The sequence below is a fragment of the Deinococcus grandis genome, assembly GCF_001485435.1.
Lineage (GTDB): Bacteria > Deinococcota > Deinococci > Deinococcales > Deinococcaceae > Deinococcus > Deinococcus grandis.
The window spans coordinates 172,793-197,542 of the sequence record NZ_BCMS01000002.1; the positions used below are offsets into that span (position 1 = coordinate 172,793).

Sequence of the window (24,750 nt, forward strand, 5' to 3'; positions counted from 1 at the left end):
CCAAGACGATCCGGTGGCAGGGGCCGACAGGTCATCCCCAGCCATGCGGCCAGCCGCCTCGGGTGTGGACCACCGGGTGGTCCAAGCATTCATGTCAGGCATGCAGAGGCGTTGAAGAGCAGTCCCGACGACCCTCCCCGAGTCGACGGACAGCGCCATGCGGGCGCGTGGGCACGCGGCATTCCACCTGGTCAAACGCGGGCGTGAGGACAATGCGCAGGGCGGGATGCGCATTCAAGGTCCATACACGCCCGGTCAACAGGGCCGTAGGTTCCGGCTCGCTGCTCACGCACAGCTCAGGGTGACTGGACCACCCGGTGGTCCACGCCCGGGCACGCACACGGTCCGACGAATCGCTGGTCCACAGAAGGGGTCTGCCTCGCGCTTCACGGATCAGCCGGGCCAGCTTTCCGCTCCATTTCTGACCGGGGATACATGCACCCGCAACTGGACCACCGGGTGGTCCACGGAACAGAAAGGGCTGTCGACCCCCTCCCTGCGGCTGTTCCAATCCCGGGCTCGGAACATGACCAGACCCATCACCGCTCACCCTCCACGTCATCGCCAGATCTGGACCACCCGGTGGTCCAGCCTGGGGCTGGTTCGTCTACGCACAGGCCGCAGCCAAGAGAAAGGCCTCCCGCGCATCCCAGCGGGAGGCCTTTCAGGACGTTCTCGTGGGGTCAGCGGGGGGCGGGATCGAGCAGGTCACGCAGTTCGTTCAGGAGCTGCTCGGCCCGCCGGGCGTCCGGGCCTTTCAGGCGGCTCAGGCGGGGCAGCAGGCGCCGCATCTGGTCGCCCTGCACGGCCAGCGCGGGCCGGGAAGGCTGGGTGGCCTGCTGCTCGGTCCGCACGAGGTCCCTAACCTGCCGCGCGGTGAGGCCCTCCTGCGCGGCGCGTTCCAGCAGGGCGCTGCGGATGTCCCCCTCGGGCAGCGGCACGAGTTCCGCGCAGACCTTGGCGTCCACGCGGCGCGCCTGGATGGCCTCGCGTTCGGCGGCGGTCATGCGCAGGATCAGGGCGCGCTGCTGGCCCCACACGCTGATCCCGGTGCCGTACATGTCGCGCAGGAGCCGCTCGACGCCCAGGTCGTCCTCGCGGCGACCCTTTCGGACGTGGTGCAGGTAGCTGACGATCTCGTCGGTACCGAGGTTCAGGCGGCGCGACAGGAACTGGAAGCCGACCAGAGTCTCGGTGACGAGGTCGAGGTCGTTGCGCTGCGCGTTCTCGATGATGGCGATCTCGTAGGCGCGGGCGTCGTCGGCGTCCACGTAGATGACGGGCACCTGCGTGAGCCCGGCCAGCGCCGCGGCGCGCAGGCGCCGCTCCCCGGCGACGAGCAGGATCTCGGCGCGGCGGCGGCGCACCAGCACGGGCTGCAGCACGCCGTACGTGCGGATGTTCTGCGCCAGGTCGGTCAGTGCCTCGTCGGTGAAGGCCTGGTCGCCCAGCAGGCGGCGGGGGTTGAATTCCGGCAGGACGCGGATGGACGCGGTGGGCAGCTGGGCGTCGGCGCTGCGGTCGCGCAGTTCCTCCATCATGTCCAGCGCGCCGAACGCGGCGGCGCTCACGCCGGGGCGGGTCATGGGGTCACCCCGGTCGCCTGGGGCTGCACGCCCAGTTCGTTCAGCAGGTCGCGGGTGACGTTGCGGATGTCCTGCGCGATGTCCGAGCCGGGCTTGTGGCGGACCAGGGGGCGGCGGGCGCGCTGGGCGTCCATCATCAGGACGCTGTCGCGGATCTGGCTGGAGACCGGCGCGACGCTCTGGTACTGCTTCATCATCTCGAGCAGGTCCTTGTAGACGTTGGTGCTGCTGCGCACGCGGTTGGGAATGAACATCCGCACGCCCAGTCCGGGCGCGTAGGGCCGCGCGCCCTTGACGAGTTTCACGATCTTGTCGAGGTTCTCGAAACCCTTGTCCCCGGAGATCGGGACGATCAGGTGGTCGGCGGCGGCCACGGCGGCGTTCAGCAGGGGCGTGATGCCAGGCTTGGTGTCGATCAGGATGAAGTCGTACTGCGGGGCGATATGGTCGACGGCCTCGCGCAGGTTGCCCATCTTGGTGAGGTCCGCGCCGATGCGCTGGTCGACCTCGTACAGGGCGTCGTTGGACACCCAGACGTCCACGCCGAGCACCGGTACCGGGGGGCCCAGGCGCGGTTCGGTGTCCTCGTCGAAGACGCTCAGGATGGTGTGCTCGCGGCGGTAGCCGGGCAGGTCGGCGCGGGCGACGCCCTCGACCGGGTCGTGCAGGCCGAGGTTCTTGGTCAGGGAGCCCTGGGGGTCGGTGTCGATGATCGCCACGCGGTAGCCCTGGTCGGCGAGGGTCAGGGCGAGTTCGCGGGTGATGGAGGTCTTGCCTTCACCTCCGGAAATGTTGCTGGTCACGATGCGGTGGGCCATGCGGGGCTCCTTGTCACTGGGGTCGGCGCGCGTGGCGCACAGGCGGCGGAGGGTCAGGTAGTCGCTCATGGGGATGATCGCGGCGACGGGATCGTTGTACTTCTCGACGATGACCCGGCCGCCCCGTTCGACCTGCCCGAGCACCTCGGCGAGGCTGCTGCGCAGGTCCCGTGTCTTGACGCTGGTGTCGCGCCCCGGTTGAGCCATAGGGGAACTATAAAAAGATGTACACCTTTTTTCAAGCTGAAATTCAGGTGAAACGGCTTCCGTTTGCTCCGCAACCCCACCGGAGCACCCGCTCGACGTCCGGAACCCGTGTTGCTCCCACGCGCCTCGCTCGGATGGAACGGGCTGCGCAGCCCGTGCAGTCGACGTCCGTCGGCGAGCAGGCCCAGGCCGGGCGAGTGGACCACCGGGTGGTCCAGCCCCAGACGGGTGGCCGCCACCCTGGAACATCCGCCTGGGACTGGCCGGGCATCCGCCGGGGCGAGCGACCCACCAGTGCAGCCTCGCCGCGGAGCGAACCGTCTGCGCACGCGCACATTCCATTCGTGCATGAGGGGCCGCCTCAGCACTGCTAAAGAGCGGGGCGTCTTGACGGGGAATCCTGTCATGGGTCACGATACGGGTAACTATCTAAGGATTCTTCGATAGTCGAGGAGTGACCCTGATGCCCCCCCGCCTGACCCCACTGCGCCTGAACCTCCTGCGCCTCGCCGCGCAGCTCACCCGTGCCGGGGGGCCGCCCAGCGCCGCCGAACTCGCCCGCGCCGCCGGACTCACCGAGGCGACCATGTCCTTTCACCTGCGGGCACTGGCCGAACTCGGGATGGTCGAACGCCGCGGCGCGCGGGGCCGCCTGCACCTGAGCGATCAGGCCCGCGCGGCCATTCAGGACGGCATTCCCATCTACGGTCAGGTGGCGGCCGGCGCGCCGATCCTGGCCGAGCAGGCGCCGGATCACGTCACGCCCAGCCTCGACCAGCTGCTCGGCGTGCGCGAGGGTGACTTCCTGCTGCAGGTGCGCGGCGACTCCATGACCGGCATCGGCGTGATGGACGGCGATTACGTGCTCGTGCGGCCCGCGCCGCAGGTACTCGACGGCGAGGTGGCGGTCGTGCTGATCCCCGGCGAGAACGCCGCGACCCTCAAGCGGGTGTACGTGTTCGGGGACGAGGTCGTGCTCGTCAGCGAGAACCCGGACCATCCCCGCCGGACGTACCCGGCGGCGGACGTGCGGGTGCAGGGGCGGATGGTGGCCCGGCTGGGGCTCGCCGGGCCGCGCCCCCTGACCCGGAGGGCCTGAGCGTGGCCGGGGCGCGGACGGTCGCCTGCGTCCTGCTGAGCCCCTGGCCGCTGGCGCACGTGCAGCGGCAGCACCCCGGCGTGCCGGTCGCGGTACTGGGCGAGGACCGGCGGGTCCGGCAGGCCTGCGCGGACGCCCGGGCAGCCGGTGTGCGGCCCGGGATGCGGGAGGCGGCCGCCCTGTCCCGCTGCCCGGAGCTGCACGCCGCGGTCGTGCCCGCCCCCGAGGCGCAGGCGGTCTGGGCTGAACTGCTCGAGCAGCTGTACGCCCGCTTCAGTGACCGCGTGGAGGGCCGTGAGGCGGGCCGCGCGTTCCTGACCCTCGGCGCGGCGGGCGCCCGTGACCTCGCCGCGGCGCTCCACGCCCCGGCAGGACTGGCCGCCAGCCGGGAAGTGGCGCTGCTGGCCGCGCTGCGCGCCCCGCCCGGCGAGCTGCGGACCGTGCCCGCAGGGGACGCGGCCGAGCAGGCGGTCCTGCGGACGACGCCACTGGCCCAGCTGGACGCCCTGGGCGTGCCGCCCGCCGCGCTGGAGCGGCTGCACTTCCTGGGCGTGCGGCACCTCGGGGACCTGATGGCCTGGAGTGCCGCGCAGCGCGAGGCGTTCCTGGGTGTGGACGTCGGGCGGCGCCTGAACCGCTTCCTGGCAGGGGAGAGGTCGGCCCTGGTGGACCGGTACCGGCCGGGGCAGGTCCTGGCGGCTGATCTGACCTTCGGCGCGCCCCTGATGGACGCCACGCAGGTGGACGCGGCCCTGCGGGACCTCACGGGCGACCTGATGACCGCGTTGCGGGGACGGGTGGCCGCCACCCTGACCGTGCAGGCCGACACGCTGGGCGGTCGCCTGGAAGCCACCCGGCAGCTGAAATGGCCGCTGGACGCGGCGGGAATGGCGCGCGTGGCAGGCCTGGCCCTGCACGGCACGGGCGCGCTCGCGCTGGGCCTCGACCGGCTGGGCGTGCAGCTGGGCGGCCTCGCGCACCCGGCGCGGATGGTGGGCCTGTGGGCGGGCGCCGCGGAACTGGAGGTCACGAAGGCGCTCCTGGCGCGCTTCCCGGACGGGCTGGTGCGGGTCGAGTGGCTGGACCCCTGGGCGTACGCCACGGACGCGCAGTACGCCTGGGTGGACTGGCTGACCGGAGAGGTGCGGGCCCGCGACCTGACACCCCGCCCGAACTGGAGGCCCCGGCCCGCCGCGCGGCGTGAGCAGGCGGTGCAGCGGGTCCTGGCCTTCTTCGAGGGCGCGTGAAGGCGTACGGGCAGGCCCTTCAGGTCGAGACCTGCGGGGACCGCCCGGCCCGCCTGATCTGGCGGGGGCGGACGTACCCGGTGGGGGCCGTCCTGGACGAGTGGCGGTTCGGGGGCCGCTGGTGGCTGGGCGAGCGGTCCCGCAGCTGCTTTCTGGTGCAGGCGGGCGCCCTGACGGCCGAACTGCAACGTGAGGACGGACCGGAGGGCCGCTGGTGGCTGGCGCGACTGGTGGACTGACCCGGGCTACGGGTGACCGCGCTGCCCGGCAGCCCCCCGGACGGCCGGTGCCGCGCCCGGGGGCCACGCGCCGTCTGGGGGCCGCGTGACGCCCGCGCGGCTGGAGGCCCTGCTGGCCTGCCAGTCGTTCTTCTCGGAGGGCCGCAGCACGGTCGGTCCGCGGCGACTGGTCCGCACGGCGAAGGCCGCCGGGTTCTCAGCCGTCGGTCTGGCGGACTGGTGCAGCGTCGCCGGAGCCGTGGACCTGTGCGACGAGGCGCGGGCGCAGGGACTGGCGGCCGTCGTCGGCGTGACCCTGCCCGTGCTGTTCCCGAATCCACCCAGGTCCTCCACCCCGGCCACGGCGTTCCCGATCGTGCTGCTCGCCCGCAGCCGCGAGGGGTACGAGAAGCTCTGTGAACTGATCACGGCCGTGAACCTGACGTGTCCGGACGGCATGCCGCTGGACGTCCTGCGGCACTCCGGCGGAGACCACCACCTCGTGTGCCTGACCGGCGGCCGGGCGGGTTTCCCGACCGTGCTGGGCGAGGGGCGGGAACTGGCCCGCGCCGCGATGTACCTGCGGCTGCTGCGGGGCATCTTCCCGTCCGCGCTGTACGTGCAGCTGTTCCACGGGCAGGCGCCGGGCGAGCAGCGGCGCCTCTCGTACCTGCGCGGTCTGGCGCGTGACCTGGAACTCCCCGTGGTCGCCGCACCCGACGTCAGCATGGGCACCCCGGACGAGTACCCGCTGCTGGACGCGCTGAGCTGCGCGCGGCTGGGCATCGACGTGGGCATCCCGCATGCCGGGCGGCCCCGCAACGACGCCCGGCACGTCGGTACGCCGGACGGGTGGGGGAGACTGCTGCCGTTCGGGGACGCGCTGCTGAACGCGGGGACGCTCGCGGCGCAGTGCGCGCTGGATCTCCTCCCGGAGCGGCTCAGCGTGCCCGAGCCGGCGCTGCCCGCGGGCCGGACGGCGCAGGAGGTGCTGGAGGACCGGGCCTTCGCGGCCATCCCGGCGCGTTACCTGCCGGACGCCCGGCCGGCCGCGCTCGAGCGGCTCAGGACCGAGCTGCAGACCGTGGCGGCGCTGGACCTGGCGGGCTTCTTCCTGACGGCGGCCGAGGTGACCGACTACTGCCGCGCGCACGGCATTCTCGCGGCGGGGCGCGGCAGCGCGGCGGGCAGCGTCCTGTGTTTCGTGCTGGGCATCACCCTGAGCGATCCGCTGGCGCATGGCCTGCTGTTCGAGCGTTTCCTGCACACGGGGCGCAGCAGCATGCCGGACGTGGACATCGACATCGCCAGTTCCCGGCGGGATCAGGTGCTGCGCTGGGTGGAGGACCGCTGGGGCCTGACCGGCACCGGGGAGGCGATGGTCGCCAACCGCGTCACGTACCGCCTGAAGAGTGCCGTTCAGGATCTCGGGCGGGCGCTGGGTCTCCCGCCGGAGTTGAGAGACCGCCTGAGTCGCTCGCTGGGGCGGGATTACGGGCACCTGCGGCCCCACCGGGCGCGTGAGGCGGCGGCGGTGTTCACGGAGGTGCTCGGGGACGCCCCGGTCAGGGACGCCCTGCTGACGCTGCTCGAACAGGTGGAGCCCGGCTTCACCCGGCATCTCGCGCCGCACAGTGGCGGGGTGGTCCTCAGCAGTGAGGCGCTGACCCGGTACAGTCCCCTGATGCGGTCCAGTGGCGGCATCCGCATGCTGACCTTCGACAAGGACGACGTGGAGCGACTGGGCCTGATCAAGCTGGACCTGCTGGGCCTGCGGATGCTCGCCGCGCTGGAACGGGCGCGCGAGGAGGTCCTGCGCCTGAGCGGCGAGTGGGTCGAGTACGGGCAGCTCCCGGACGATCCCGGCGTGTGGCGTGAGCTGGGCACCGGGGACACCATGGCCCTGTTCCAGATCGAGAGCCCGGCGCAGGTGCAGATGACGGCGCGGCTGCAACCGAAGACCATGACGCAGCTGGCGCACCAGATCGCCCTGATCCGCCCCGGGCCCATCCAGAGCGGCACCGTGCACCCGTACGTCCGCCGCGCCAGGGGAGAGGAGACGGCGCCCGACCTTCCGGAACCCCTGCGCTCGATCCTGGCTCCCACGCACGGCACGCTGATGTTCCAGGAGCAGATCCTCAGAATCGCCGCGCAGTACGCCGGGATGGACTGGCCGGACGCCGACCGCTTCCGGAGTCGCCTGAGCAGGGTCGAGGACGAGGCGGACCGCGCGCAGCTCCGGACGGCGTTCGTGGACGGGGCCGCCGCGACCGTCGGGGCGTTCCCCTGGGAGGCGGAGGCGGTGTTCGAGCAGTGCGCGGCGTTCCGGGGCTACGGCTTCGCGGAGAGTCACGCGCACGCCTTCGCGCAGCACAGTTACGCGAGTGCGTTCATGCGCCGCCACCACCCCGCGGCGTACTTCGCGGCGTTCCTGACCGAGGCGCCCGGCATGTGGCCCGCGAGCACCGTCGCGGCCGAGGCCGCCCGGCGGGGCGTGCGCCTGGCGGGTGTGGACGTGAACCGCTCCAGCACGGCGTACCGGGCGGAAACGGCGCAAGTTGTCCGTGTCCCCCTGACCGCCGTGGAGGGCGTCAGTCTGGACACGGCCCGCTCGGTCGTGCAGGACCGGCTGACGAACGGCCGGTTCACTGGCGTGGAGGACCTGTATGGCCGGGTGACGCTCAGCCGGGAGGCGCTGGAGGCGCTGGTGAAGGCCGGGGCGCTCGACACGCTGGACCGGCGGCGCAACCGGCGCGAGGCGTACTTCGTGCTGCAGACGGTCGCGCACGCGCGGCCACCGGGCACCCGGGCCCTGCTGACCCCGGCAGCGGCGCCGCCGGACCTGCCGGACCTGAGTGCCGACGTGCAGGCCGAGCTGGACGTGCGGCTGACCGGCACCACCCCGACCGGACGGCATCCGCTGGACGCGCACCGGACGCGCCTGCGGGACCTGGGCTGCGAACCTCTGGCCCACGTCAGGCACGGGACGGACGCGTGGATGGCCGGGGTGATCGTGGCCCGGCAGCGGCCCCCGACGGCAAAGGGGTTCGCGTTCTACGTGCTGGAGGACGCTGGCGCCCGGGTGCAGGTCGTCATCAGCCCGGACCTGTGGGAGGTCCACCGTGTCCTGCTGCGGGACGCGCGGGCGCTGGTGATGCGCGGCCAGGTGACCCGGCAGGGAGGCGCGGTGACCGTCCGGGCCGGAGCGCTGGCGGAACTGCGCCTGACGTTCGACCCGGCCTGACGTTCAACGGGGCCCGACGCTCAGCGCGGCGGATCGGACGGCTGTGCCAGCGAGAGGCTCAGGCGGGCGCGCAGGTCGCGGACCACGGAACTCTTCTGGCCGCTGCTGATCCCGCGGATCGCCCAGGCCTTGATCTCCAGCGGGTCCTCGAGGCCCTCGTCGAGCGCGAGGCGCAGGGTGTCGAGTTCCTGAAGCTTGAGGTCGTTGCGCAGCAGGAACGTCAGGGTGCGCATGACTTCCTCGACCTGCTTCTCGCGTGGCATGGCCCGCAGGCGTGCCTCTCCGTCCACTTCCTCCTCAGAGGCCCCAGAAGGCCCCTCGAACAGGTTGGGCTGGGGTGATGGGCGGGCAGGGGCCTGCTGAGTCTTCACGGGGGCTTTCAGGGCCGCTGCGGGCTCCTGCGGCAGCTCGTACTTGCCCGGGTTGCGCAGGACGTCCACGAAGAAGGCGGGTCTCGACCTGGGTTTGAATCCCGTGGAGAGCACGGCGCGGCAGCGGCTCACGGCTTCCTCGACGGTCTTCTCGCCGTGCTCACGGACGAGCTGCAGCGCGCGTGTCTGCGTGACGCCCAGGTCCGCGAGGTCCTGCAGCAGCGCCGGGTCCGGCGGGATGAACGCCTCACCGAAGGTGTAGTGCAGGAGTTTCTTCTTGCCGCGCCCCACGTACTCGACGTTCTTCAGGAAGCCCTTCTCGATCAGTTCCTCGTGCGCGGCGTCCAGCGTGCGCTGCGCCATGCTGGGCCGGTCGGTGACGATCTTGCACGCCTGCGCCCACTCCATCAGGCCCACCTGGTAGGCCATGGCGACCGCGTCGGGATTTTCTGGGTCACGCCGCTGGGCGTCCAGCAGGCGGTACAGGGCGCGGGTGGGGGGGCGCCGGAGGGTCTGCATGAACGACAGGTCCAGCGACTTGATGTACCCGGCGCGGACACTGCGGGAGATCTCCTGCGGCAGCGTGACCCGCAGGATGCTGCTGGCGTCCAGGCGGTCGGCCTCACCGGACGTGAACTCGATGCGGTCGATGTACCGGAAGTTCACGTTGGTCCAGCGCCCCCGCGGGTGGTCGCGCCAGCCCTCGGCGATGAAGTACGTGGTGGTCGTCAGGCGTTTGAGACTCTCGTCCAGCGCGGCGTAGTACCGGCCGCTGGTGTCGAGTCCGGCCATCTGCAGCAGCTGGTAGGGCGTGCAGGTCACGACGCCGTCCGGCGGGGAGCCCTGGTCGATGTACAGGTTCACGAGCGCCGCGCTGATGTCGGTGTCGATGCCGTGTGGTACGCCGTACTCGGGGAGGGCCTGACAGGTCACGCGGTAGCGGCGGTCGCCGTCCTCGAGTTCGACGGTCCAGTCCCGGTAGTCGGCCGGGATGCGTTCCTGCACGCTGATGAGGCTCAGCCGCGCGATGTTGAGCTCGTCGAATCGTTTGATGCCTTTGTCTGTCACTGCTCCCCCGGGTACCGTGTGTTGTTGTTTTTTATCTTTTAGATAATTCTTTTTTAAATATATATGTTGTCAACACCAAGCGGCTCGCCGCCATGCGTTCCATACAGCAGAAAATAGGGTTTTCGGCGCAAGTTGTCCGATAGTTTGGCGCAAGTTGTCCGATAGTTTGCCCCCCCGAACGGCGCAAGTTGACCGATAGTCGGCACCCGAACGGCGCAAGTTGTCCGATAGTTTCGGCGCAAGTTGTCCGATACCTAGGCAGGTCGAATAGCGCAAGTTGTCCGATACCTGTGGATAAAAACGGCGCAAGTTGTCCGATAGTTTGGGGCCAAACGGCGCAAGTTGTCCGATAGTGGGGCCGTACAGAAAATCCCTGCTGGAATATTGCGTCTCAGTGAAGGTCGATCGTAAGAACGGCGCAAGTTGTCCGATAGTGGGTGGTGACAAAACGGCGCAAGTTGTCCGATAGGTAGATGTAATGTTTCTGGCAGAATGGATTCAAATTTTTATCCTACATGCCAAATAATGGGCGCATTGATCGCAGATGCCGTTGTCAGACCGACGGCTCCGGATCCTACCCGTTGACCGTCGCCGCGAAGAATGCCCAGCCCGGTGACCGCGCTAGGATGACAGCATGAGTGCCCCCGCCCCTGTCGCCCTCGACGCGACCTGCGCCGAGGATTGCCTGCATCCGGACGCTGTTGCCCGCGCCCGGGCCGCGCAGCCCCCCGCGGCGTGCGTGGAGGAGGCCAGTGCGCTGCTCAAGGCCGTGGCGGATCCCACGCGACTGCGCCTGCTGACCGCGCTGTCGACCGGGGACCTGTGCGTGCATGATCTCGCCCTCGTGGCGGGCATCAGCGAGAGCGCCACCAGCCACCAGCTGCGCCTGCTGCGTGACCACCGGCTGGTCACGGCCCACCGGGACGGCCGCACGGTCTTCTACCGGCTGGCTGACCAGCACGTGACCCTGCTGCTCACGAACGCCATCGAGCACGCCAGAGAGCGGCCCGGTCTGCGCTGACCCCTGACCCGGGCGCCTGGAATGAAGAACACGCCACTGATACGGACTCCGATTGAATGGGCTGCAAAGCCCATTCAATCCGAGCGGACGCGAGAAGGAGCAACACGGGTTCCGGACGTGGAGCCGGCAATCCGGTGAAGTTCCGGATTGTTGGCGAAATAAACGGAATCCGTATGGGTCGGCATGCCCGTGCCCTGCGCGAACTGGGCCTGGACCACCCGGTGGTCCACGCGGCCTCCCCCTGCATCTCCAGCTGATACGGACTCCGGTTGAAAGGTTTGCAAAACCTTTCAACCCGAGCGGAGCGAGGAGGAGAGAAGCGGGTTCCGGGCGTGGAGTTGACAGATTGGTGGTCTTCCAATCTGTCAACGAAACAAACGGAATCCGTATGAGTTCGGGTCAGGGTATTCGGAATGACGTTCCGTGGTTGGTGCTGTGTGGAACGTCGGTGCCGGCATTCTGGCCAGGGCGGGAAGGCGCGGCGGGAGGTATCGGACAACTTGCGCCGTTTTCCGGTCCGGGGCGCTGCCGGGGTCAGGGGGCGCCGGTCCGGTCGTGGGTGGCCAGCGCCAGATACTGGTGCACGAGGGCGATGCTCATGCTCCCCTCGCCGACACTGCTCGCCACGCGCTTGACCGAGCCGCGCCGCACGTCCCCCGCGACGAACACGCCGGGCACGCTGGTCTCCAGCGGGAACGGGTCGCGCTTGAGGGGCCACACCCCTTCCGGCGCGAGATCCAGACCCGAGCAGACGTAGCCGCGTTCGTCGCGCAGCAGCGTGTCGCCCAGCCAGTCGGTGCGGGCGTCCGCGCCGATCAGCACGAACAGTGAATCGGTCTCCACATGCTCGTCCTCGCCGGTGGCCGAGTGGTGCACCGTCAGGGCCTTCAGGTGCGCGTCGCCGTGCAGGGCCGTGACCTCGCAGCACTCGCAGATCCGCACGTTCTCACGGGCGCGCAGCTGGTCGATCAGGTACTGCGACATGCCCTTCTCGACGTGATCGGCGCGGATCAGGATCGAGACGCGCCGGGCGTAGTTCGAGAAGAACATCGCCGCCTGCCCCGCCGAGTTCCCGCCGCCGATCAGGTAGACGTCCTTGCCGCGCGTGCCGGGCGCCTCGGTACGGGCCGCGCCGTACCACACGCCGCGGCCCACGAAGCGCTCCGTGCCGGGCAGGGGCAGCGTGCGCCACGACACGCCCATGGTGAGTACCACGCTGCGCGCCCGGACCCGCGTGCCGCCGTCGAGGAGCACCTCGTGCGTGCCCTGACCGGGACGAATCCCGGCGACCTCGCGGGTGGTGACCACCTCCGCGCCGAAGCGGCGCGCCTGCCGCAGCGCCCGCGCGCTCAGTTCCCCGCCGGACAGCCCGGTCGGGAAGCCCAGGTAGTTCTCGATGCGGCTGCTCGTACCGGCCTGTCCACCCGGTGCTTCCTTCTCGATCAGCAGCGTGCACAGGCCCTCAGAGGCGCCGTACACCGCCGCGGCCAGCCCGGCCGGGCCGCCCCCCACGATCACCACGTCGTACTCGGGTAGGGTCGGCTCGATCTGCAGGCCCACCTGCGCGGCCACGTCGCGCACGCTGGGCTGGCGCAGCACCGCGCCGCCGGGCAGGACCACCGCCGGCAGCGGGCCGCCGAGCACGCCCGCGGGCAGCGCACACGTCAGGGCAGAGGACGCCGGGTCCAGCCAGCGGAACACCACCTGGTTGCGAGACAGGAAGTCCCGCAGGCCGAAGCAGTGCAGGTCGTCGGCCGAGCCCACCAGCATCGTCACGGCCTGCGGGGTGTCCAGGGTGACGCGCTGCAGGTTCCCGACCCGGCGGGACATGTTCGCCAGGACCCGGCCCGCGAGTTCCTCGGCGTGCGCGAGGAGCGTCAGGAACTCCGGCCCCTCGATCCGCATGGCCCGGACGGGCGACTGCGCGCGCAGATCGACGGTCGCGGCGGTGCCCAGCAGCAGGGGCAGTTCACCGAACGAGTCCCCGGGGCGGTACGTGTCCACCGGCCGGGTCGCGCCCGCGACTTCCTTCGTGACGGCCAGTTCGCCGTCCAGCAGCACGAAGAAGGCGGCGGTGTCGCCCTCGCGGATCAGGTACTCGCCCTCGTTGACGTGCACGTCCGCGGCGTCCTGCGCGGCGGCGTGCAGCAGGGCCTCGGGAACCCCGTCGAACAGCGGCAGGTGCCGCAGGCAGTCGGTGGTGATCATGCGCCCGCCCCCCGGTGCGGGGCCTGAGGGGACGGGGCGGCGCGCTTCGGGCAGGTCGGCGGGACAGACGCAGTCCGGATCATGCCGCGCAGTGTACCCAGCGCGGGGCGCCGCAACTGTCGCCGGGCGCCCGGGGCAGGGGGGATCCTCAGGGCGCCGGTTGCCCTGCCGGGGCGACCGTACCGGCGAGGCTGACCGCCAGTTCCGCCAGTGCGAAATGCTCACGCATCCGCTCGGTGGCGGCCTCCGCGTCGCCGGTCTCGACGGCCTGCGCCAGTCGGTCGTGGACGGCGATGAGCGCGCCGAAGTGGGCGGGGTCGGCGTAGTGGGGGAGACCGCCGCGGATCGAGCGGGCCAGCAGCGCGTGCAGGGCGCCCACGAGCACGCCGTGCAGGGGGTTGCCGGTCGCGCCCGCCAGGAGGGTGTGGAAGTGCAGGTCGTGTTCGATGAAGGCGTCGGTGCCCGGTCCGGCCTGCCTCATGGCGCTGACGCTGCGGCGCAGCGCGGCCGCCTGCGCACCGGTGCGGTGCGTGGCGGCCAGGGCGGCGACCTGGAGTTCGAGGGCGCGGCGGATCTCGAGCACCTGCGCGGCGCTGGCGGGCTGACCGAGCAGGGCGTGTTCCAGCACGGCGGTCAGGGGGTCCGGGTGGGGCGCGGCGACGCGGGGCGCGCGGCCGTTGGCGACGCTGACCACGCCGCGGGCGGCCAGGGCGCGGTAGGCCTCGCGGATCATGCCGCGGCTGATGCCGAGCTGCGCGCTGAGCTGTCCCTCGGAGGGCAGGGGCGTGCCGGGCGGCAGGGCGTGGTCGCGGATCAGGGCCAGGAGGTGCGTTTCGGCCTGCTGGGCGCGGCCCGGTGCGGTGGGGGCGTCCGGCAGGTCAGGGGGCCGCGGGGTCATGGGGGCAGCATACCGCCCCTTGACGGCCCCACCGTCAACCTATTGAATAGGTCATGACGACCGTGCAGGCAGATGTGATCGTGGTGGGCGCCGGACTGGCGGGACTGGTCGCCGCGACCGAACTCGCGGGGGCCGGGCGGCGCGTCCTCGTGCTCGACCAGGAAGGCGAGCAGAACCTCGGTGGGCAGGCCTTCTGGTCGCTGGGCGGCCTGTTCCTGATCGACTCGCCCGAGCAGCGCCGCCTGGGCATCCGCGATTCGCTGGACCTCGCGCGGCGCGACTGGCTCACCACGGCCGCCTTCGACCGCCCCGAGGATCACTGGCCGCGGCAGTGGGCCGACGCGTACCTGCAGTTCGCCGCCGGGGAGAAACGCGCCTGGCTGCACGGGCTGGGCATGCGCTGGTTCCCGGCGGTCGGCTGGGCCGAGCGGGGCGGGGCCGGGGCGGACGCGCCCGGCAACAGCGTCCCGCGTTTCCACCTGACCTGGGGCACCGGGCCGGGGGTGCTCGAACCCTTCGAGCGGCGCGCCCGCGAGTACGCCCGCACGGGCCGCCTGAGTTTCGCGTTCCGGCACCGCGTGACCGGCCTGGTCCAGAGCGGCGGGGCCGTGACCGGCGTGCGCGGCGAGGTGCTGGAACCCAGCGGCGCCGCGCGGGGCGAGCGCAGCAGCCGCGTCGTGACCGGTGACTTCGAGTTCAGCGCACAGGCGGTGATCCTCACGAGCGGCGGGATCGGCGGGAACCACGACCTCGTGCGGCGGCACTGGCCCACCGAACGGCTGGGGGCCGCCCCGGCGTTCATGGTGAGCGGCGTGCCCGCCCACGTGGACGGCTTCATGCAGCAGGCCGCGCACGCCGCCGGGGCGAACCTCATCAACGCCGACCGCATGTGGCACTACACCGAGGGCCTGCGCAACTGGAATCCCATCTGGGAGAACCACGGCATCCGCATCCTGCCGGGGCCCAGCAGCCTGTGGCTCGACCCGTCGGGCCGCCGCCTGCCCTACCCGCACATTCCCGGCGGGAGCAGCCTGGACACCCTGGCGCACATCACCCGCAGCGGGTACCCGCACACGTGGTTCCTGCTCAACCGCGCGGTCATCAAACGCGAGTTCGCCCTGAGCGGCAGCGAACAGAACCCGGACCTGACCGGCCGGGACCTGCGCCTGACGCTGCGCCGCGCGGGGAAGGCCGTGCAGGCGCCGGTGCAGGCGTTCATGGACCACGGGCCGGACTTCGTGGTGCGTGGCACCCTGCCGGATCTCGTGGCGGGCATGACGGCCCTGACCCCCGACCATCCCGTGGACCTCGCGGCCGTGCATGCCGAGGTGGAAGGCCGTGACCTCCAGCTGCGCAACCCGGCCGGGAAGGACCCGCAGCTGGCCATCGTGCGCGGCGCGCGGGCCTTCTTGCAGGAGCGCCTGATCCGCGTGGCGAAACCCGCGCCGTTCCTCGATCCGGCGGGTGGCCCGCTGATCGCCGTGAAACTGAACGTCCTGACCCGTAAGTCCCTGGGCGGCCTGGAGACCGACCTGCACGGCCGCGTGCTGCGCGCGGGCGGTGAGGTGATGCCCGGCCTGTACGCCGCCGGGGAGGTCGCGGGTTTCGGTGGCGGCGGCTACCACGGGTACCGCGCGCTGGAGGGCACGTTCCTGGGCGGCTGCCTGTTCAGCGGGCGCGTGGCGGGCCGTGCCGCGGCCGAGGCGACCTGCTGACCACGCGGGCCGGTCAGCGGGTCGCCAGCATCTCCGCGAGCGCCTGAAGGTTCGGCCGGCGGAACCCGTGCGTGACCACGGCCGGCAGCGTCAGCGCGTGCGCGTCGTCCGGGTTCCACAGGCACAGGTGCCACGCGCGGCCCATGACGGTGGGGGCCAGCGCCCGGGCCTGCGCCGTCACGCCCCAGCGGCCCGTGCTCGCCAGCAGGACCGGAGCCTGCGGGTGGGCGTTCAGGACGCGGTCCGTGGCCGCCGGGTCGAGCAGGTCGGCGGTGACCAGCGCGGGAAGGTGCGGGCGCAGCGCGGCGTGCAGGTCGTCCAGGGTCACGACGTCGCCGTACGGGCCGCCCAGCGCCGTACCGGACGGCGCCAGGAGCAGCGTGGTCGCCCCGGGGTCGAGGTGGGGCCCCTGGCCCTGCACCCGCAGCGCCCGGCGTGCCCAGTCCAGCAGGGCCGCGTCGTCCGCCTGCCGCTGCGGCGCCGGGTACGGGCGCGGCTGGCCCGGGAAGCGCGCCCCGGCGGCGCGCAGGCGGCCCAGGGCCTCGTGCAGGCGCTCCCCGGGGACGATGCCGTCCGCCTGCGCGGCCCGCAGCGCCCGGACGTGCGCGTCCGTCACGGCCCGGTCGCCGTGCCCGCACACGAGCACCGCGTCGGCCCCGGCCGCCAGGGCCAGGCCCGCCGCGCGGCCCTGCGGCCAGCGCCGCGCGATGGCGCCCATGTCCATCGCGTCGGTCACGATCACGCCGCCGTACCCCCACTCGCCGCGCAGCACCCCGTCCAGCAGCGTCCGCGACAGCGTGGCGGGCCGCGCGGGGTCCAGCTGCGGGTACAGGATGTGTGCGGTCATCACGCTGCCCAGGCCCGCCTGCGCGGCGGCGCGGAACGGCACCCACTCGGCCTCCTCCAGGGCCGCGCGGGTCTTGTCCACCACCGGCAGGTCCTCGTGACTGTCCACGCGGGTGTCCCCGTGCCCTGGGTAGTGCTTCACGGCGCTCAGGACACCTGCCGCCTCGCTGCCCTGCGCCCAGGCGACTCCCAGCTGCGCCACGCGCTGCGGATCGGGCCCGAAGGACCGCTCGCCGATCACCGGGTTCAGGGGGTCCACGTTCACGTCCAGGCTGGGCGCGAAATTCCAGTTGATGCCCAGCTCCAGCAGGCCGCGCGCGGCGATCTGCCCGGCGTGGAACGCGGCGGCCTCTTCGCCCAGTTCGCCCAGCGCCTGCGGGGTGGGGGGCGGCGGCACGTCCAGGCGGCGCAGCACCGCCCCGCCTTCCTGATCGGTGGCGATCAGCACGTCGCGGCCCAGCGCGTCGCGGATGTCGGCGGTCAGGCGCGCGGTGCGCTGCGGCGTGGTGATGTTCCGCGCGAACAGACACACGCCCCCGACAGGATGGTCCCGCAGCCAGCGGGCGTCCTGTTGGGTCAGGTCCGCGCCCGCGAGGTCGATGATCAGCGTCGCTTCCGGCCGGGTCATCGGGTGCGGGTGACCTTGCTCAGGCGCGGGGGCGCGTCCGGATTCTCGCCGCGCTGCACGGCCAGATGCGCGGTGAGCAGCTGCGCGGCCAGCGCGGAGACCGCCGGGTCGGTCAGCGGGTGCCCGCTGTCCGGGGTGGGCAGGTCCGCCGCGCGGTCCGGGGTGCCCGCGCCGATCACGGTGACGGGCGTGCCGTACCCGCCCAGGGTGCGCAGCGTGTCCGCCGTGAAGGGCGCGGTCGCGTCGCGCGCCTGGAAGAACAGCGCGGGTGTCATGGGGTCGGCCAGCCGCGCCGGGCCGTGCGCGAATTCCGCCGTGGAGAACGGCAGCGCCGCCAGCCCCGCCGTCTCCTGGAACTTCAGGGCGACCTCGGCGGCCACGCCCGCGTGCAGGCCGCGCCCGAGCACCAGCAGCCGGTGCGGCACGTCACGGGCCAGCTGCGCCGCGAGGTCACGCGCCCGCGCCTCGGCCCGCAGGGTGGCCTCCAGCGTACCGGGCAGCGCGTCCAGGGCGCGGGCCAGCGCCGGGTCGGGCTGCCAGGCCTGCACGAGCCGCGCGCCCAGCACGAGCGCCGCGACGTAACTCTTCGTGGCGGCCACGGCGCGTTCCTCGCCCGCCTGCAGCGGCACGACCAGATCGGCCGCCTGCGCCAGCGGACTGCCCTCCACGTTCACCAGGGCGCAGGTGAGCGCCCCGGCGGCGCGGGCGCGGGTCAGCGCCTCGACCAGATCCGGACTGCCGCCCGACTGGCTGATCGCCAGGACCAGCGCCCCGCGCAGGTCGAGGTCGGCGCCGTACACGCCGCTGACGCTGGGCGCGGCGCTCATGACCGGGAGGCGCACCTGGGTTTCCAGCGCGTACTTCAGGGTGGTGGCGGCGTGGTCGGACGAGCCGCGCGCCAGCGTGACCACGTAGCTGGGAGCGAAAGCGCGGATGGCGCGCGCGGCGGCGTCCAGCGCGGCGCTGCCCGCCTGCCGCTGGGCGACCTGCGGGGCCTCGCGGGCCTCGGTCAGCATCAGGGGTTCGGTCATTTCACGGCTCCTTCCATGCCGCGCAGGAACAGCCGCTGCGCCGCCAGGAACACCAGCAGGACGGGCAGCATCATGATGATCGACCCGGCGGCGATGTTGAACGGGTCGTAGTTGAACTGCCCCTTGAGTTTCAGCACGGCCACCGCCAGCGGGGCCTTGTCGGGCGCGCCGGACAGGACCAGCATGGGCCAGAAGTACGCGTTCCAGGTGGTGACGGTCGTGAAGATGCCCAGCGCCGCGAGGCTCGGGCGGGTCAGGGGCAGCATGATCCGCGTGAGGATCGTCAGTTCGCTGGCCCCGTCCAGGCGGGCAGCTTCCAGCAGCGCCGCCGGGATGGCCAGGAACGCCTGCCGCATCAGGAAGATGCCGAACGCACCGGCGATGGTGGGCAGCACCACGCCCGCGTGCGTGCCCAGCAGGCCCAGGTTCTTCAGGGTCAGGGTGTTCACGATGAAGGTGGTCTCGCCCGGCAGCACCAGGGTCAGGACGATCAGGCCGAAGATCGCGCCCCGCCCGGGGAAGCGGAAGCGGGCCAGCGGGTACGCCGCCAGCGCGGAGACCAGCAGCGTGCCCAGGACGGTCAGGCCCGTGATGACCACCGAGTTCCACAGGTATTTGCCGAGGCTGAAGGTGCGGTACACGTCCACGAAGTTGTGCAGCGTGACGCGGCGGGGCAGCAGGCTCTGCGGGAACGCGTAGATGCTGCTCCCGGCGGTCTTGTCGGTCAGGGCGATGGCCAGCGTCCACACGAACGGGAACACCGCGAAGATCAGGATGACGCCCAGCAGCGCGTAGCGCAGCGCGGTGTTCACGGGCCGCCGCCAGGAGACCGGGCGGGCCACCCGGGCGGGGGCCGCGGCGGTGCGCGCGCTCACGCCTGCTCCTCGCGGTGGAAGAAGCGGAAGTTCAGCGCCGAGAGCAGCAGGGCCACGAGCGCCACGACCAGCCCGGCGGCGCTGGCCACCCCGTAGTCGAAGTCGAAGCCCTGGAAGGCCTTGGCGTACACGTACATCAGGGCGGTGTACGTGCTGTTCAGCGGTCCGCCGTTCGTGAGGACCAGCACCTCCTCCAGCACGCGCAGCGCGGCGATGGTCGAGAGCAGCGTGCACAGCAGGATGGTGGGCCGCATCAGCGGCACCGTCACCCGCCAGAAACGCTGCCAGGCGCTCGCGCCGTCGAGGATCGCGGCTTCCTCCAGTTCCTCGGGAATGGCCTGGAGGCCCGCCAGGTACAGCACCATGTAGTACCCGAAGCCGCGCCAGAACGTGACCAGCATGACCGCCCAGAACGCCCAGTGCTCGCTGTTCAGCCAGCCGAACGCCGCCTCGGGCGTGGTCAGGTGCAGCGCCTTCAGGAGCCAGTTCAGGGTGCCCTCGCGGTTGAACACCCATTCCCACATCACGGCGGCCAGGGACACGCTGGTGATCACGGGCACGTAGTACGCCGCGCGGAACAGCGCGATGCCCGGAATGTTCTTCGCGACCAGCACCGCGACCGCCAGGGACGCCAGTTGCAGGGCGGGCACGACCAGCAGGTACTTCACGCTGTTGGCCAGCGCCGTGCGGAACAGCGGGTCCCCCAGCACGGTCTCGAAGTTCCTGAGGCCCACCCACTGCGGCGGCAGGTGGTTGGCGAAGCGCGCGCCGCTGTACTCGGTGAAGCCCAGGTACGCGCCGTACAGCAGCGGGTAGAAGGTGAACACCGCCAGCAGGATCAGCGCCGGGGCCAGGAACGTGTAGGACATCAGCGACTGACGCCAGTGAACTTGCATGGAAAGCCATCCTTTGCGCGCGGCGGACAGGGGTGCGGGTGGCCGGCCCACGGTCGCGGGCGGGCCACCCGGATCAGGTTTTACTTCTTCAGGTTGGCGTTCCAGTACGTGGCGGCGTCCGCCAAGGCCTGCTGCGCGGTCTTCTTGCCCAGCAGCGCCGCCTCGATGTTGTCGTTGAAGTTCTTGTACAGGTCGTCGCTGTTGCCCGGCGCGCGGTAGCCGGGGTTGATCAGGCGGCCCGAGGCGCCCACCAGGGCGGTGGCGCGGGCGACGGGGTCACTGCCGCTGGTCTTGAACTGCGTGCTGGTCTGCGCGCCTTTGGTGGTGGGGACCACGGGCACGACCCGGGCGAAGGCCAGCTGGTTGGCGTTGTTCGTGAAGAACGCGGCGAGTTTCGCGGCGGCCTGCGGGTTCCTGCTGGCCTTGGGAATCACGAGGCCCATGCTGCCGCCGGTCTGCACGCCGGCCTTGCCGAGCGGGGCCTGCGTGACGACCGTCCTGGCGTACAGGGCGGGGTTGGTGTCCTTGATGCGGGTCAGGGCCTGCGGGCCGCCGATGATCATGGCCACGCGGTTTTGCGCGTACAGTTCGGTGGCGAGCTGGAAGGCCTCGCGGCGCACGGCGTCCTCGGGAACGTAACCGCCGCGGTAGAGGGTCACGTACTGCGCGAGCAGGCTGGCGTGCGCGGGAGTGTTGAAGGCCGCCTTCCCGCTGGCGTCGGTGACGGGGAGCCCCTCGGCGTAGAAGTAGCCCAGGAAGGACGCGGTATTGGGGTCTTTCAGGGCGGGTACCCAGGCGTACGCGCCGGTCTTGTCCTTGATGGTCTTGGCGTAGGTCAGCATCTCGCTGGCGGTGCGGGGGGCGCGGGTCAGCCCGGCTTTCTTGAACAGGTCCGGGTTGTACAGCAGGACGCCCTCGTTCAGCCAGCCATACCAGGGGTAGGCGTAGGTGTTCGAGCCGGACGTGAAGTTGCTCAGGCTCTGCGGGTAGAAGGTGCTGCGCAGCGTGGCGGGGCTGGTCAGGGTGTTCACGGCGGTCAGGAAGCCGTTCTGCGCGGCCTTCTGCGTCTCGTCGATGTTCAGGTTCACCACGTCTGGCGCGTTGCCGAGGTTCACGCTGGCGATGAAGTCCTGCACCATCGAGTCCTGCTTGTCGAACCACTGCACCTTGATGCCGGGGTTGGCCTTCTCGAACGCGTTGATGGTGTCCTTGATGTACCCGTCGAATTTGGGGCTGAGGTACCACGTCCAGAAGGTGACGGTGGTCTGCGCGCTGGCAGTCGAGGCGACGAGGGCGAGGCCGAGGGTCAGGGCTTTCACGCTACGTTTCATGGGGCTCTCCTTGTGGGTCGGGACGGGGCAGGGTCAGTACTTCTTCTCGACCACACTCTCGGCCGTGACGCGCAGCATGGCGGCGGCCTCGGGGCGGCGGGCGAGCAGGGCGGTGTACAGCAGTTCCAGCACCAGCGTCTGGCTGATCAGGGTGTCCATGACGGCGTCGGTCAGGGGGTCTTCCTGCCGGGACGTGAACAGCACGCGGCTGGCGTAGCGGGTGATGGGCGAGGAGGCGCGGTGCGTGATGGCGACCGTGTAGTGCCCGTGGCTCTGCGCCAGGCGCAGGTGCTGCACGGTGTCGATGGTGCTGCCGGAACTCGTCAGGCCGATCACGACGCCGCCGCGCGGCAGGGTGGAGATGCTGACGGCCGCGACGTGCGGGTCGGTGAAGGCCTGCGCGGTGATGCCCAGGCGCAGCAGGCGGTGCGCGAACAGCTGCGCGATCATGCCGCTGTTGCCCTGCCCGGTCAGGTCCACTCGGGGCGCGCGGGCCAGTTGCTCGGCGACCGCCTCGATGGCGTCGGGCGCGAGGAGCCGTCCGGTGTCTTCCAGGGTCAGCGCGGCCTGTTTGACCAGCCGGGCGGTGTGCCCTTCGAGGTTGGTGGGCCGGTCGCTGGTCGTGTCGCGGCCCGCGACGTCGGCGGCCAGCGCGATCTTGAACGCGTGGAAGCCCGCGAAGTCCAGTTTGCGGCACAGGCGGGTGATGGTGGCCTCGCCGACGCCGGCGCTCGTGGCGAGTTCGGTGATGGTCTGGTGGATGACGGTGTCGGCCTCGCGCAGGACGTGGTCGGCGACCTGCCGCAGGGACGGGGAGAGGCTGTGGGCGTGCAGGCGGATACGGCTGATGGCTCCCGGCGTCTGGGCCGGGCGCGTGGTGGTCTGACTCATGCGACTCCTGGGGGGGGCCTTGGTGGTGATGACCCACTGTAGATCCTGAAAATTATTTTTGTCAAGTTGGCCGTTTTTGTGATCAGGATTTTCAGCTTCGGGACGGGCCGGGATGCGAGCGGTCGCTCCATTCGCGGTGTCTGCACGCTTCCGCGGGTTGTCCGTTGCTGAAAAACACCGCACTGAAAGGTCGTGAAACGAGTCTGGACGGTGGAATAGGCCTGCGTGGCGGTGGGCGGCGGCCCTCTCGGCCGCCTTCCTGCTAGGTGCAATTTCTGAATGTGAAAAAAATTCCCTCCGAATCTTGACAGAATGAAAATCGATCCGCATGATGCTGGTGTTCCCTCAACCTGCCGCCCGCCCCCCCCATTCCCCCACGAGGTGAGGTATGCCCAAGACTGCCCTGTCGATCTCCGCTCTGTTCGCCCTGACGCTGGCCCTGAGTGCCTGCGGCGAGTCACCCCAGGCCAGCGACGTCCTGCGCTCCCAGGCCGTCTGCACCGCCTGGACCGAGGGCCCCACCTACACCGCCGGGCAGGTCGTCACCTACCAGGGCCTGACCTACACCGCCATCCAGACGCACACCGCGTACGCCGGGACCAACTGGAACCCCAGGGACACCCCCAGCCTGTGGACGGCAGGCGGCACCTGCGACAGCGGCAGCACCGACACCACCGCCCCCACCGTCAGCGTCAGCAGCAGCGCGGGCAGCGTGACGACCGCCTCGACCATCACCCTGACGGCCACGGCCAGCGACAACGTCGGCGTCACCAGGGTCGAGTTCTACGACGGCGCGACCCTGATCGGCACCGACACCACCTCGCCCTACACCCAGGCCGTCTCGCTGACCGCCGCGAACAACGGCACCCACAGCTACACCGCCAGGGCCTTCGACGCCGCCGGGAACAGCCGGGTCAGCGCCGCCACCAGCGTCACCGTGAACATCGCGGGCAGCGGCGACACGACCGCGCCCACCGTGAGCGTCACCGCCAGCCCCACCAGCGTCACCGCCGCCGGGAACGTCACCCTGACCGCCACCGCCAGCGACAACGTCGGCGTGACCAGGGTCGAGTTCTATCAGGGCACCACCCTCCTCGCCACCGACACCACCGCGCCGTACAGCGCCACGGACGCCGTCACCAGCGCGCAGAACGGCACCCGCAGCTACACCGCCAAGGCGTTCGACGCCGCGGGCAACAGCCGGGTCAGCGCCGCCGCCAGCGTCACCGTCAACATCGGCACCACCCCGCCCCCCAGCAGCGGCTTCAAGCGCGTCGCGTACTTCGCGCAGTGGGGCATCTACGGCCGGGGCTACCAGGTGAAGAACATCGACACCAGCGGCACCGCCGCCACCCTCACCCACATCAACTACGCGTTCGGGAACGTGTACAACGCGGGCGGCACCTACAAGTGCGACATGGTCACCCGCGCCGAGAGCGGCAGCGGCGACGGCGGCGACGCCTACGCCGACTACGGCAAGAGCTTCGATGCCGCCACCAGCGTCGACGGCGTCGCCGACGTCTGGAGCCAGCCCATCAAGGGCAACTTCAACCAGCTGAAGAAACTCAAGGCCAGATACCCGGGCCTGAAGACCCTGATCTCCCTGGGCGGCTGGACCTGGAGCCGCTACTTCAGCGCCGCCGCCAGCACCGACGCGTCCCGCAGGGCCCTGGTCAGCTCCTGCATCGACCTGTACATCAAGGGAAACCTCCCGGCCACGCCCGACGCCTCGGCCGGACCGGGCTCCGCCGCCGGGGTCTTCGACGGGATCGACATCGACTGGGAATACCCGGGCGGCGGCGGGCTGGCGTACAACACCGTCAGCGCCGCCGACCGGCAGAACTTCACGCTGCTCCTGCAGGAATTCCGCCGGCAGCTCGACGCGGTGCGCCCCGGACTGCTGCTGACCATCGCCGCGCCCGGCGGACCCGACAAGATCGCCAACCAGGACCCCGCCGGGTACAGGGCCGCCGTGGACTGGGTGAACATCATGACCTACGACTTCCGCGGCGCCTGGGACGCTGGCGGCCCCACCAACTTCCACAGCAACCTGTACACCGACCCGAACGGCCCGGGCAGCGGCCCCGCGAAGACCTACTCGGTGGACACCGCCGTGAACGCCTTCCTGAGCGCCGGGATGCCCGCGAACAAGATCGTCATCGGCGTGCCCTTCTACGGACGCGGCTGGACCGGCGTGCCCGGCAGCAACAACGGCCTGTACCAGAGTGCCAGCGGCCCCGCGCGCGGCACGTACGAGGCCGGGATCGAGGACTACAAGGTGCTGAAAAACGCCCCGGGCACCGTGTTCCGCAACGCCACCACCGGCCAGATGTGGAAGTACGACGGCACGACCTTCTGGAGTTACGACGACGAGCAGGTCATCGCCGCGAAGATGGCGTATGTCAAGAGCAGGGGCCTGGGCGGCGCGATGGCGTGGTCGCTGGACGGCGACGACGCGCGGGGCACCCTGGCGAAAGCCGTGGCGAACGGCCTGAAATAGGCGGCAGCGCAGGCGGGACGCCCAGGTCAGGGGCGTCCCGCTTCTCCTGCCG

At 71.1% G+C, this 24,750-nt stretch carries 18 protein-coding genes; 7 read left to right on the top strand and 11 right to left on the bottom strand.

Annotated features, from left to right (window positions below; all coding sequences use genetic code 11):
* Positions 1–683: 683 nt before the first annotated feature.
* The gene (locus DEIGR_RS16270; RefSeq protein ID WP_058979063.1) at positions 684–1,586 is read right to left on the bottom strand and encodes a ParB/RepB/Spo0J family partition protein; all 903 of its coding nucleotides are present in this window, start codon (positions 1,584–1,586) and stop codon (positions 684–686) included.
* The gene (locus DEIGR_RS16275; RefSeq protein WP_058979064.1) at positions 1,583–2,611 is read right to left on the bottom strand and encodes a type II toxin-antitoxin system prevent-host-death family antitoxin; all 1,029 of its coding nucleotides are present in this window, start codon (positions 2,609–2,611) and stop codon (positions 1,583–1,585) included. Before DEIGR_RS16275 ends, DEIGR_RS16270 begins: the two co-directional genes overlap by 4 nt.
* 463 nt (positions 2,612–3,074) lie before the next feature.
* Here DEIGR_RS16275 and lexA point away from each other — a divergent pair, with 463 nt between their 5' ends.
* From lexA to dnaE, 4 genes are all read left to right on the top strand, one after another.
* Positions 3,075–3,710 carry a transcriptional repressor LexA gene (gene lexA / locus DEIGR_RS16280; protein ID WP_058979356.1) on the top strand — a complete coding sequence of 212 codons (636 nt, stop codon included), beginning with the start codon at positions 3,075–3,077 and terminating at the stop codon, positions 3,708–3,710.
* Positions 3,711–3,712: 2 nt separating this feature from the next.
* A complete protein-coding gene (locus DEIGR_RS16285) occupies positions 3,713–4,957 on the top strand; it encodes a Y-family DNA polymerase (RefSeq protein WP_058979066.1) in 1,245 nt (414 codons plus the stop codon).
* Positions 4,954–5,196: a DUF6504 family protein gene (locus DEIGR_RS16290; RefSeq protein ID WP_058979068.1), complete on the top strand. Its 243-nt coding sequence runs from the start codon at positions 4,954–4,956 to the stop codon at positions 5,194–5,196. The genes DEIGR_RS16285 and DEIGR_RS16290 overlap by 4 nt, the downstream gene beginning before the upstream one ends.
* A gap of 85 nt (positions 5,197–5,281) precedes the next feature.
* Entirely contained in the window at positions 5,282–8,419 is a 3,138-nt protein-coding gene (gene dnaE, locus DEIGR_RS16295; RefSeq protein ID WP_058979070.1) for a DNA polymerase III subunit alpha, read from the top strand.
* 20 nt (positions 8,420–8,439) lie between these two features.
* Here dnaE and DEIGR_RS16300 read toward each other — a convergent pair whose 3' ends face one another.
* The gene (locus DEIGR_RS16300) at positions 8,440–9,858 is read right to left on the bottom strand and encodes a replication initiator protein A (protein WP_058979072.1); all 1,419 of its coding nucleotides are present in this window, start codon (positions 9,856–9,858) and stop codon (positions 8,440–8,442) included.
* Between the two features lie 634 nt (positions 9,859–10,492).
* Here DEIGR_RS16300 and DEIGR_RS16305 point away from each other — a divergent pair.
* The gene (locus DEIGR_RS16305) at positions 10,493–10,879 is read left to right on the top strand and encodes an ArsR/SmtB family transcription factor (RefSeq protein WP_058979074.1); all 387 of its coding nucleotides are present in this window, start codon (positions 10,493–10,495) and stop codon (positions 10,877–10,879) included.
* Positions 10,880–11,413: 534 nt separating this feature from the next.
* On the opposite strand, the gene DEIGR_RS16310 is transcribed toward DEIGR_RS16305, so the two are convergent.
* Together DEIGR_RS16310 and DEIGR_RS16315 are read right to left on the bottom strand one after the other, a co-directional pair.
* Complete coding sequence (locus DEIGR_RS16310) at positions 11,414–13,087, bottom strand: FAD-dependent oxidoreductase (protein WP_058979075.1); 1,674 nt, start codon at positions 13,085–13,087, stop codon at positions 11,414–11,416.
* A gap of 148 nt (positions 13,088–13,235) precedes the next feature.
* Positions 13,236–13,985, bottom strand: coding sequence for a FadR/GntR family transcriptional regulator (locus tag DEIGR_RS16315; RefSeq protein ID WP_058979077.1), 750 nt, complete (start codon positions 13,983–13,985; stop codon positions 13,236–13,238).
* 53 nt (positions 13,986–14,038) lie between these two features.
* Between DEIGR_RS16315 and DEIGR_RS16320 the strand changes: the two genes are divergently transcribed.
* On the top strand, positions 14,039–15,700 hold the full coding sequence (locus tag DEIGR_RS16320; RefSeq protein WP_058979079.1) for an FAD-binding dehydrogenase: 1,662 nt from the start codon (positions 14,039–14,041) through the stop codon (positions 15,698–15,700).
* Between the two features lie 13 nt (positions 15,701–15,713).
* Here the strand turns inward: DEIGR_RS16320 and nagZ are convergent, their stop codons facing one another.
* The 6 genes from nagZ to DEIGR_RS16350 all read right to left on the bottom strand — a co-directional run bounded on the left by nagZ (position 15,714) and on the right by DEIGR_RS16350 (position 22,198).
* Positions 15,714–17,174: a beta-N-acetylhexosaminidase gene (nagZ, locus tag DEIGR_RS16325; RefSeq protein ID WP_058979081.1), complete on the bottom strand. Its 1,461-nt coding sequence runs from the start codon at positions 17,172–17,174 to the stop codon at positions 15,714–15,716.
* Entirely contained in the window at positions 17,171–18,205 is a 1,035-nt protein-coding gene (locus DEIGR_RS16330) for an SIS domain-containing protein (protein WP_058979083.1), read from the bottom strand. Before DEIGR_RS16330 ends, nagZ begins: the two co-directional genes overlap by 4 nt.
* Positions 18,202–19,080 (bottom strand): carbohydrate ABC transporter permease, encoded by an 879-nt coding sequence (locus DEIGR_RS16335; protein ID WP_058979085.1) that lies wholly within the window; start codon positions 19,078–19,080, stop codon positions 18,202–18,204. The genes DEIGR_RS16330 and DEIGR_RS16335 overlap by 4 nt, the downstream gene beginning before the upstream one ends.
* Entirely contained in the window at positions 19,077–19,976 is a 900-nt protein-coding gene (locus DEIGR_RS16340) for a carbohydrate ABC transporter permease (RefSeq protein ID WP_058979087.1), read from the bottom strand. The genes DEIGR_RS16335 and DEIGR_RS16340 overlap by 4 nt, the downstream gene beginning before the upstream one ends.
* An 80-nt stretch (positions 19,977–20,056) precedes the next feature.
* Positions 20,057–21,307, bottom strand: coding sequence for an ABC transporter substrate-binding protein (locus tag DEIGR_RS16345; protein ID WP_058979089.1), 1,251 nt, complete (start codon positions 21,305–21,307; stop codon positions 20,057–20,059).
* Between the two features lie 33 nt (positions 21,308–21,340).
* Positions 21,341–22,198, bottom strand: a complete 858-nt coding sequence (locus DEIGR_RS16350) for a MurR/RpiR family transcriptional regulator (RefSeq protein ID WP_058979091.1) — start codon at positions 22,196–22,198, stop codon at positions 21,341–21,343.
* A 388-nt stretch (positions 22,199–22,586) separates the two neighbouring features.
* On the opposite strand from DEIGR_RS16350, the gene DEIGR_RS16355 reads away from it, so the two are divergent.
* On the top strand, positions 22,587–24,698 hold the full coding sequence (locus tag DEIGR_RS16355; RefSeq protein WP_083524229.1) for a glycosyl hydrolase family 18 protein: 2,112 nt from the start codon (positions 22,587–22,589) through the stop codon (positions 24,696–24,698).
* The last annotated feature ends 52 nt before the right edge of the window (positions 24,699–24,750 follow it).

Excerpts from the sequence above, each read along its gene's own strand:
- DEIGR_RS16270 (WP_058979063.1), bottom strand. The coding sequence starts at position 1,586 with ATGACCCGCCCCGGCGTGAGCGCCGCCGCGTTCGGCGCGCTGGACATG.
- DEIGR_RS16275 (WP_058979064.1), bottom strand. The coding sequence starts at position 2,611 with ATGGCTCAACCGGGGCGCGACACCAGCGTCAAGACACGGGACCTGCGC.
- lexA (WP_058979356.1), top strand. The coding sequence starts at position 3,075 with ATGCCCCCCCGCCTGACCCCACTGCGCCTGAACCTCCTGCGCCTCGCC.
- DEIGR_RS16305 (WP_058979074.1), top strand. The coding sequence starts at position 10,493 with ATGAGTGCCCCCGCCCCTGTCGCCCTCGACGCGACCTGCGCCGAGGAT.
- DEIGR_RS16310 (WP_058979075.1), bottom strand. The coding sequence starts at position 13,087 with ATGATCACCACCGACTGCCTGCGGCACCTGCCGCTGTTCGACGGGGTT.
- DEIGR_RS16315 (WP_058979077.1), bottom strand. The coding sequence starts at position 13,985 with ATGACCCCGCGGCCCCCTGACCTGCCGGACGCCCCCACCGCACCGGGC.
- DEIGR_RS16320 (WP_058979079.1), top strand. The coding sequence starts at position 14,039 with ATGACGACCGTGCAGGCAGATGTGATCGTGGTGGGCGCCGGACTGGCG.
- nagZ (WP_058979081.1), bottom strand. The coding sequence starts at position 17,174 with ATGACCCGGCCGGAAGCGACGCTGATCATCGACCTCGCGGGCGCGGAC.
- DEIGR_RS16330 (WP_058979083.1), bottom strand. The coding sequence starts at position 18,205 with ATGACCGAACCCCTGATGCTGACCGAGGCCCGCGAGGCCCCGCAGGTC.
- DEIGR_RS16340 (WP_058979087.1), bottom strand. The coding sequence starts at position 19,976 with ATGCAAGTTCACTGGCGTCAGTCGCTGATGTCCTACACGTTCCTGGCC.
- DEIGR_RS16345 (WP_058979089.1), bottom strand. The coding sequence starts at position 21,307 with ATGAAACGTAGCGTGAAAGCCCTGACCCTCGGCCTCGCCCTCGTCGCC.
- DEIGR_RS16350 (WP_058979091.1), bottom strand. The coding sequence starts at position 22,198 with ATGAGTCAGACCACCACGCGCCCGGCCCAGACGCCGGGAGCCATCAGC.
- DEIGR_RS16355 (WP_083524229.1), top strand. The coding sequence starts at position 22,587 with ATGCCCAAGACTGCCCTGTCGATCTCCGCTCTGTTCGCCCTGACGCTG.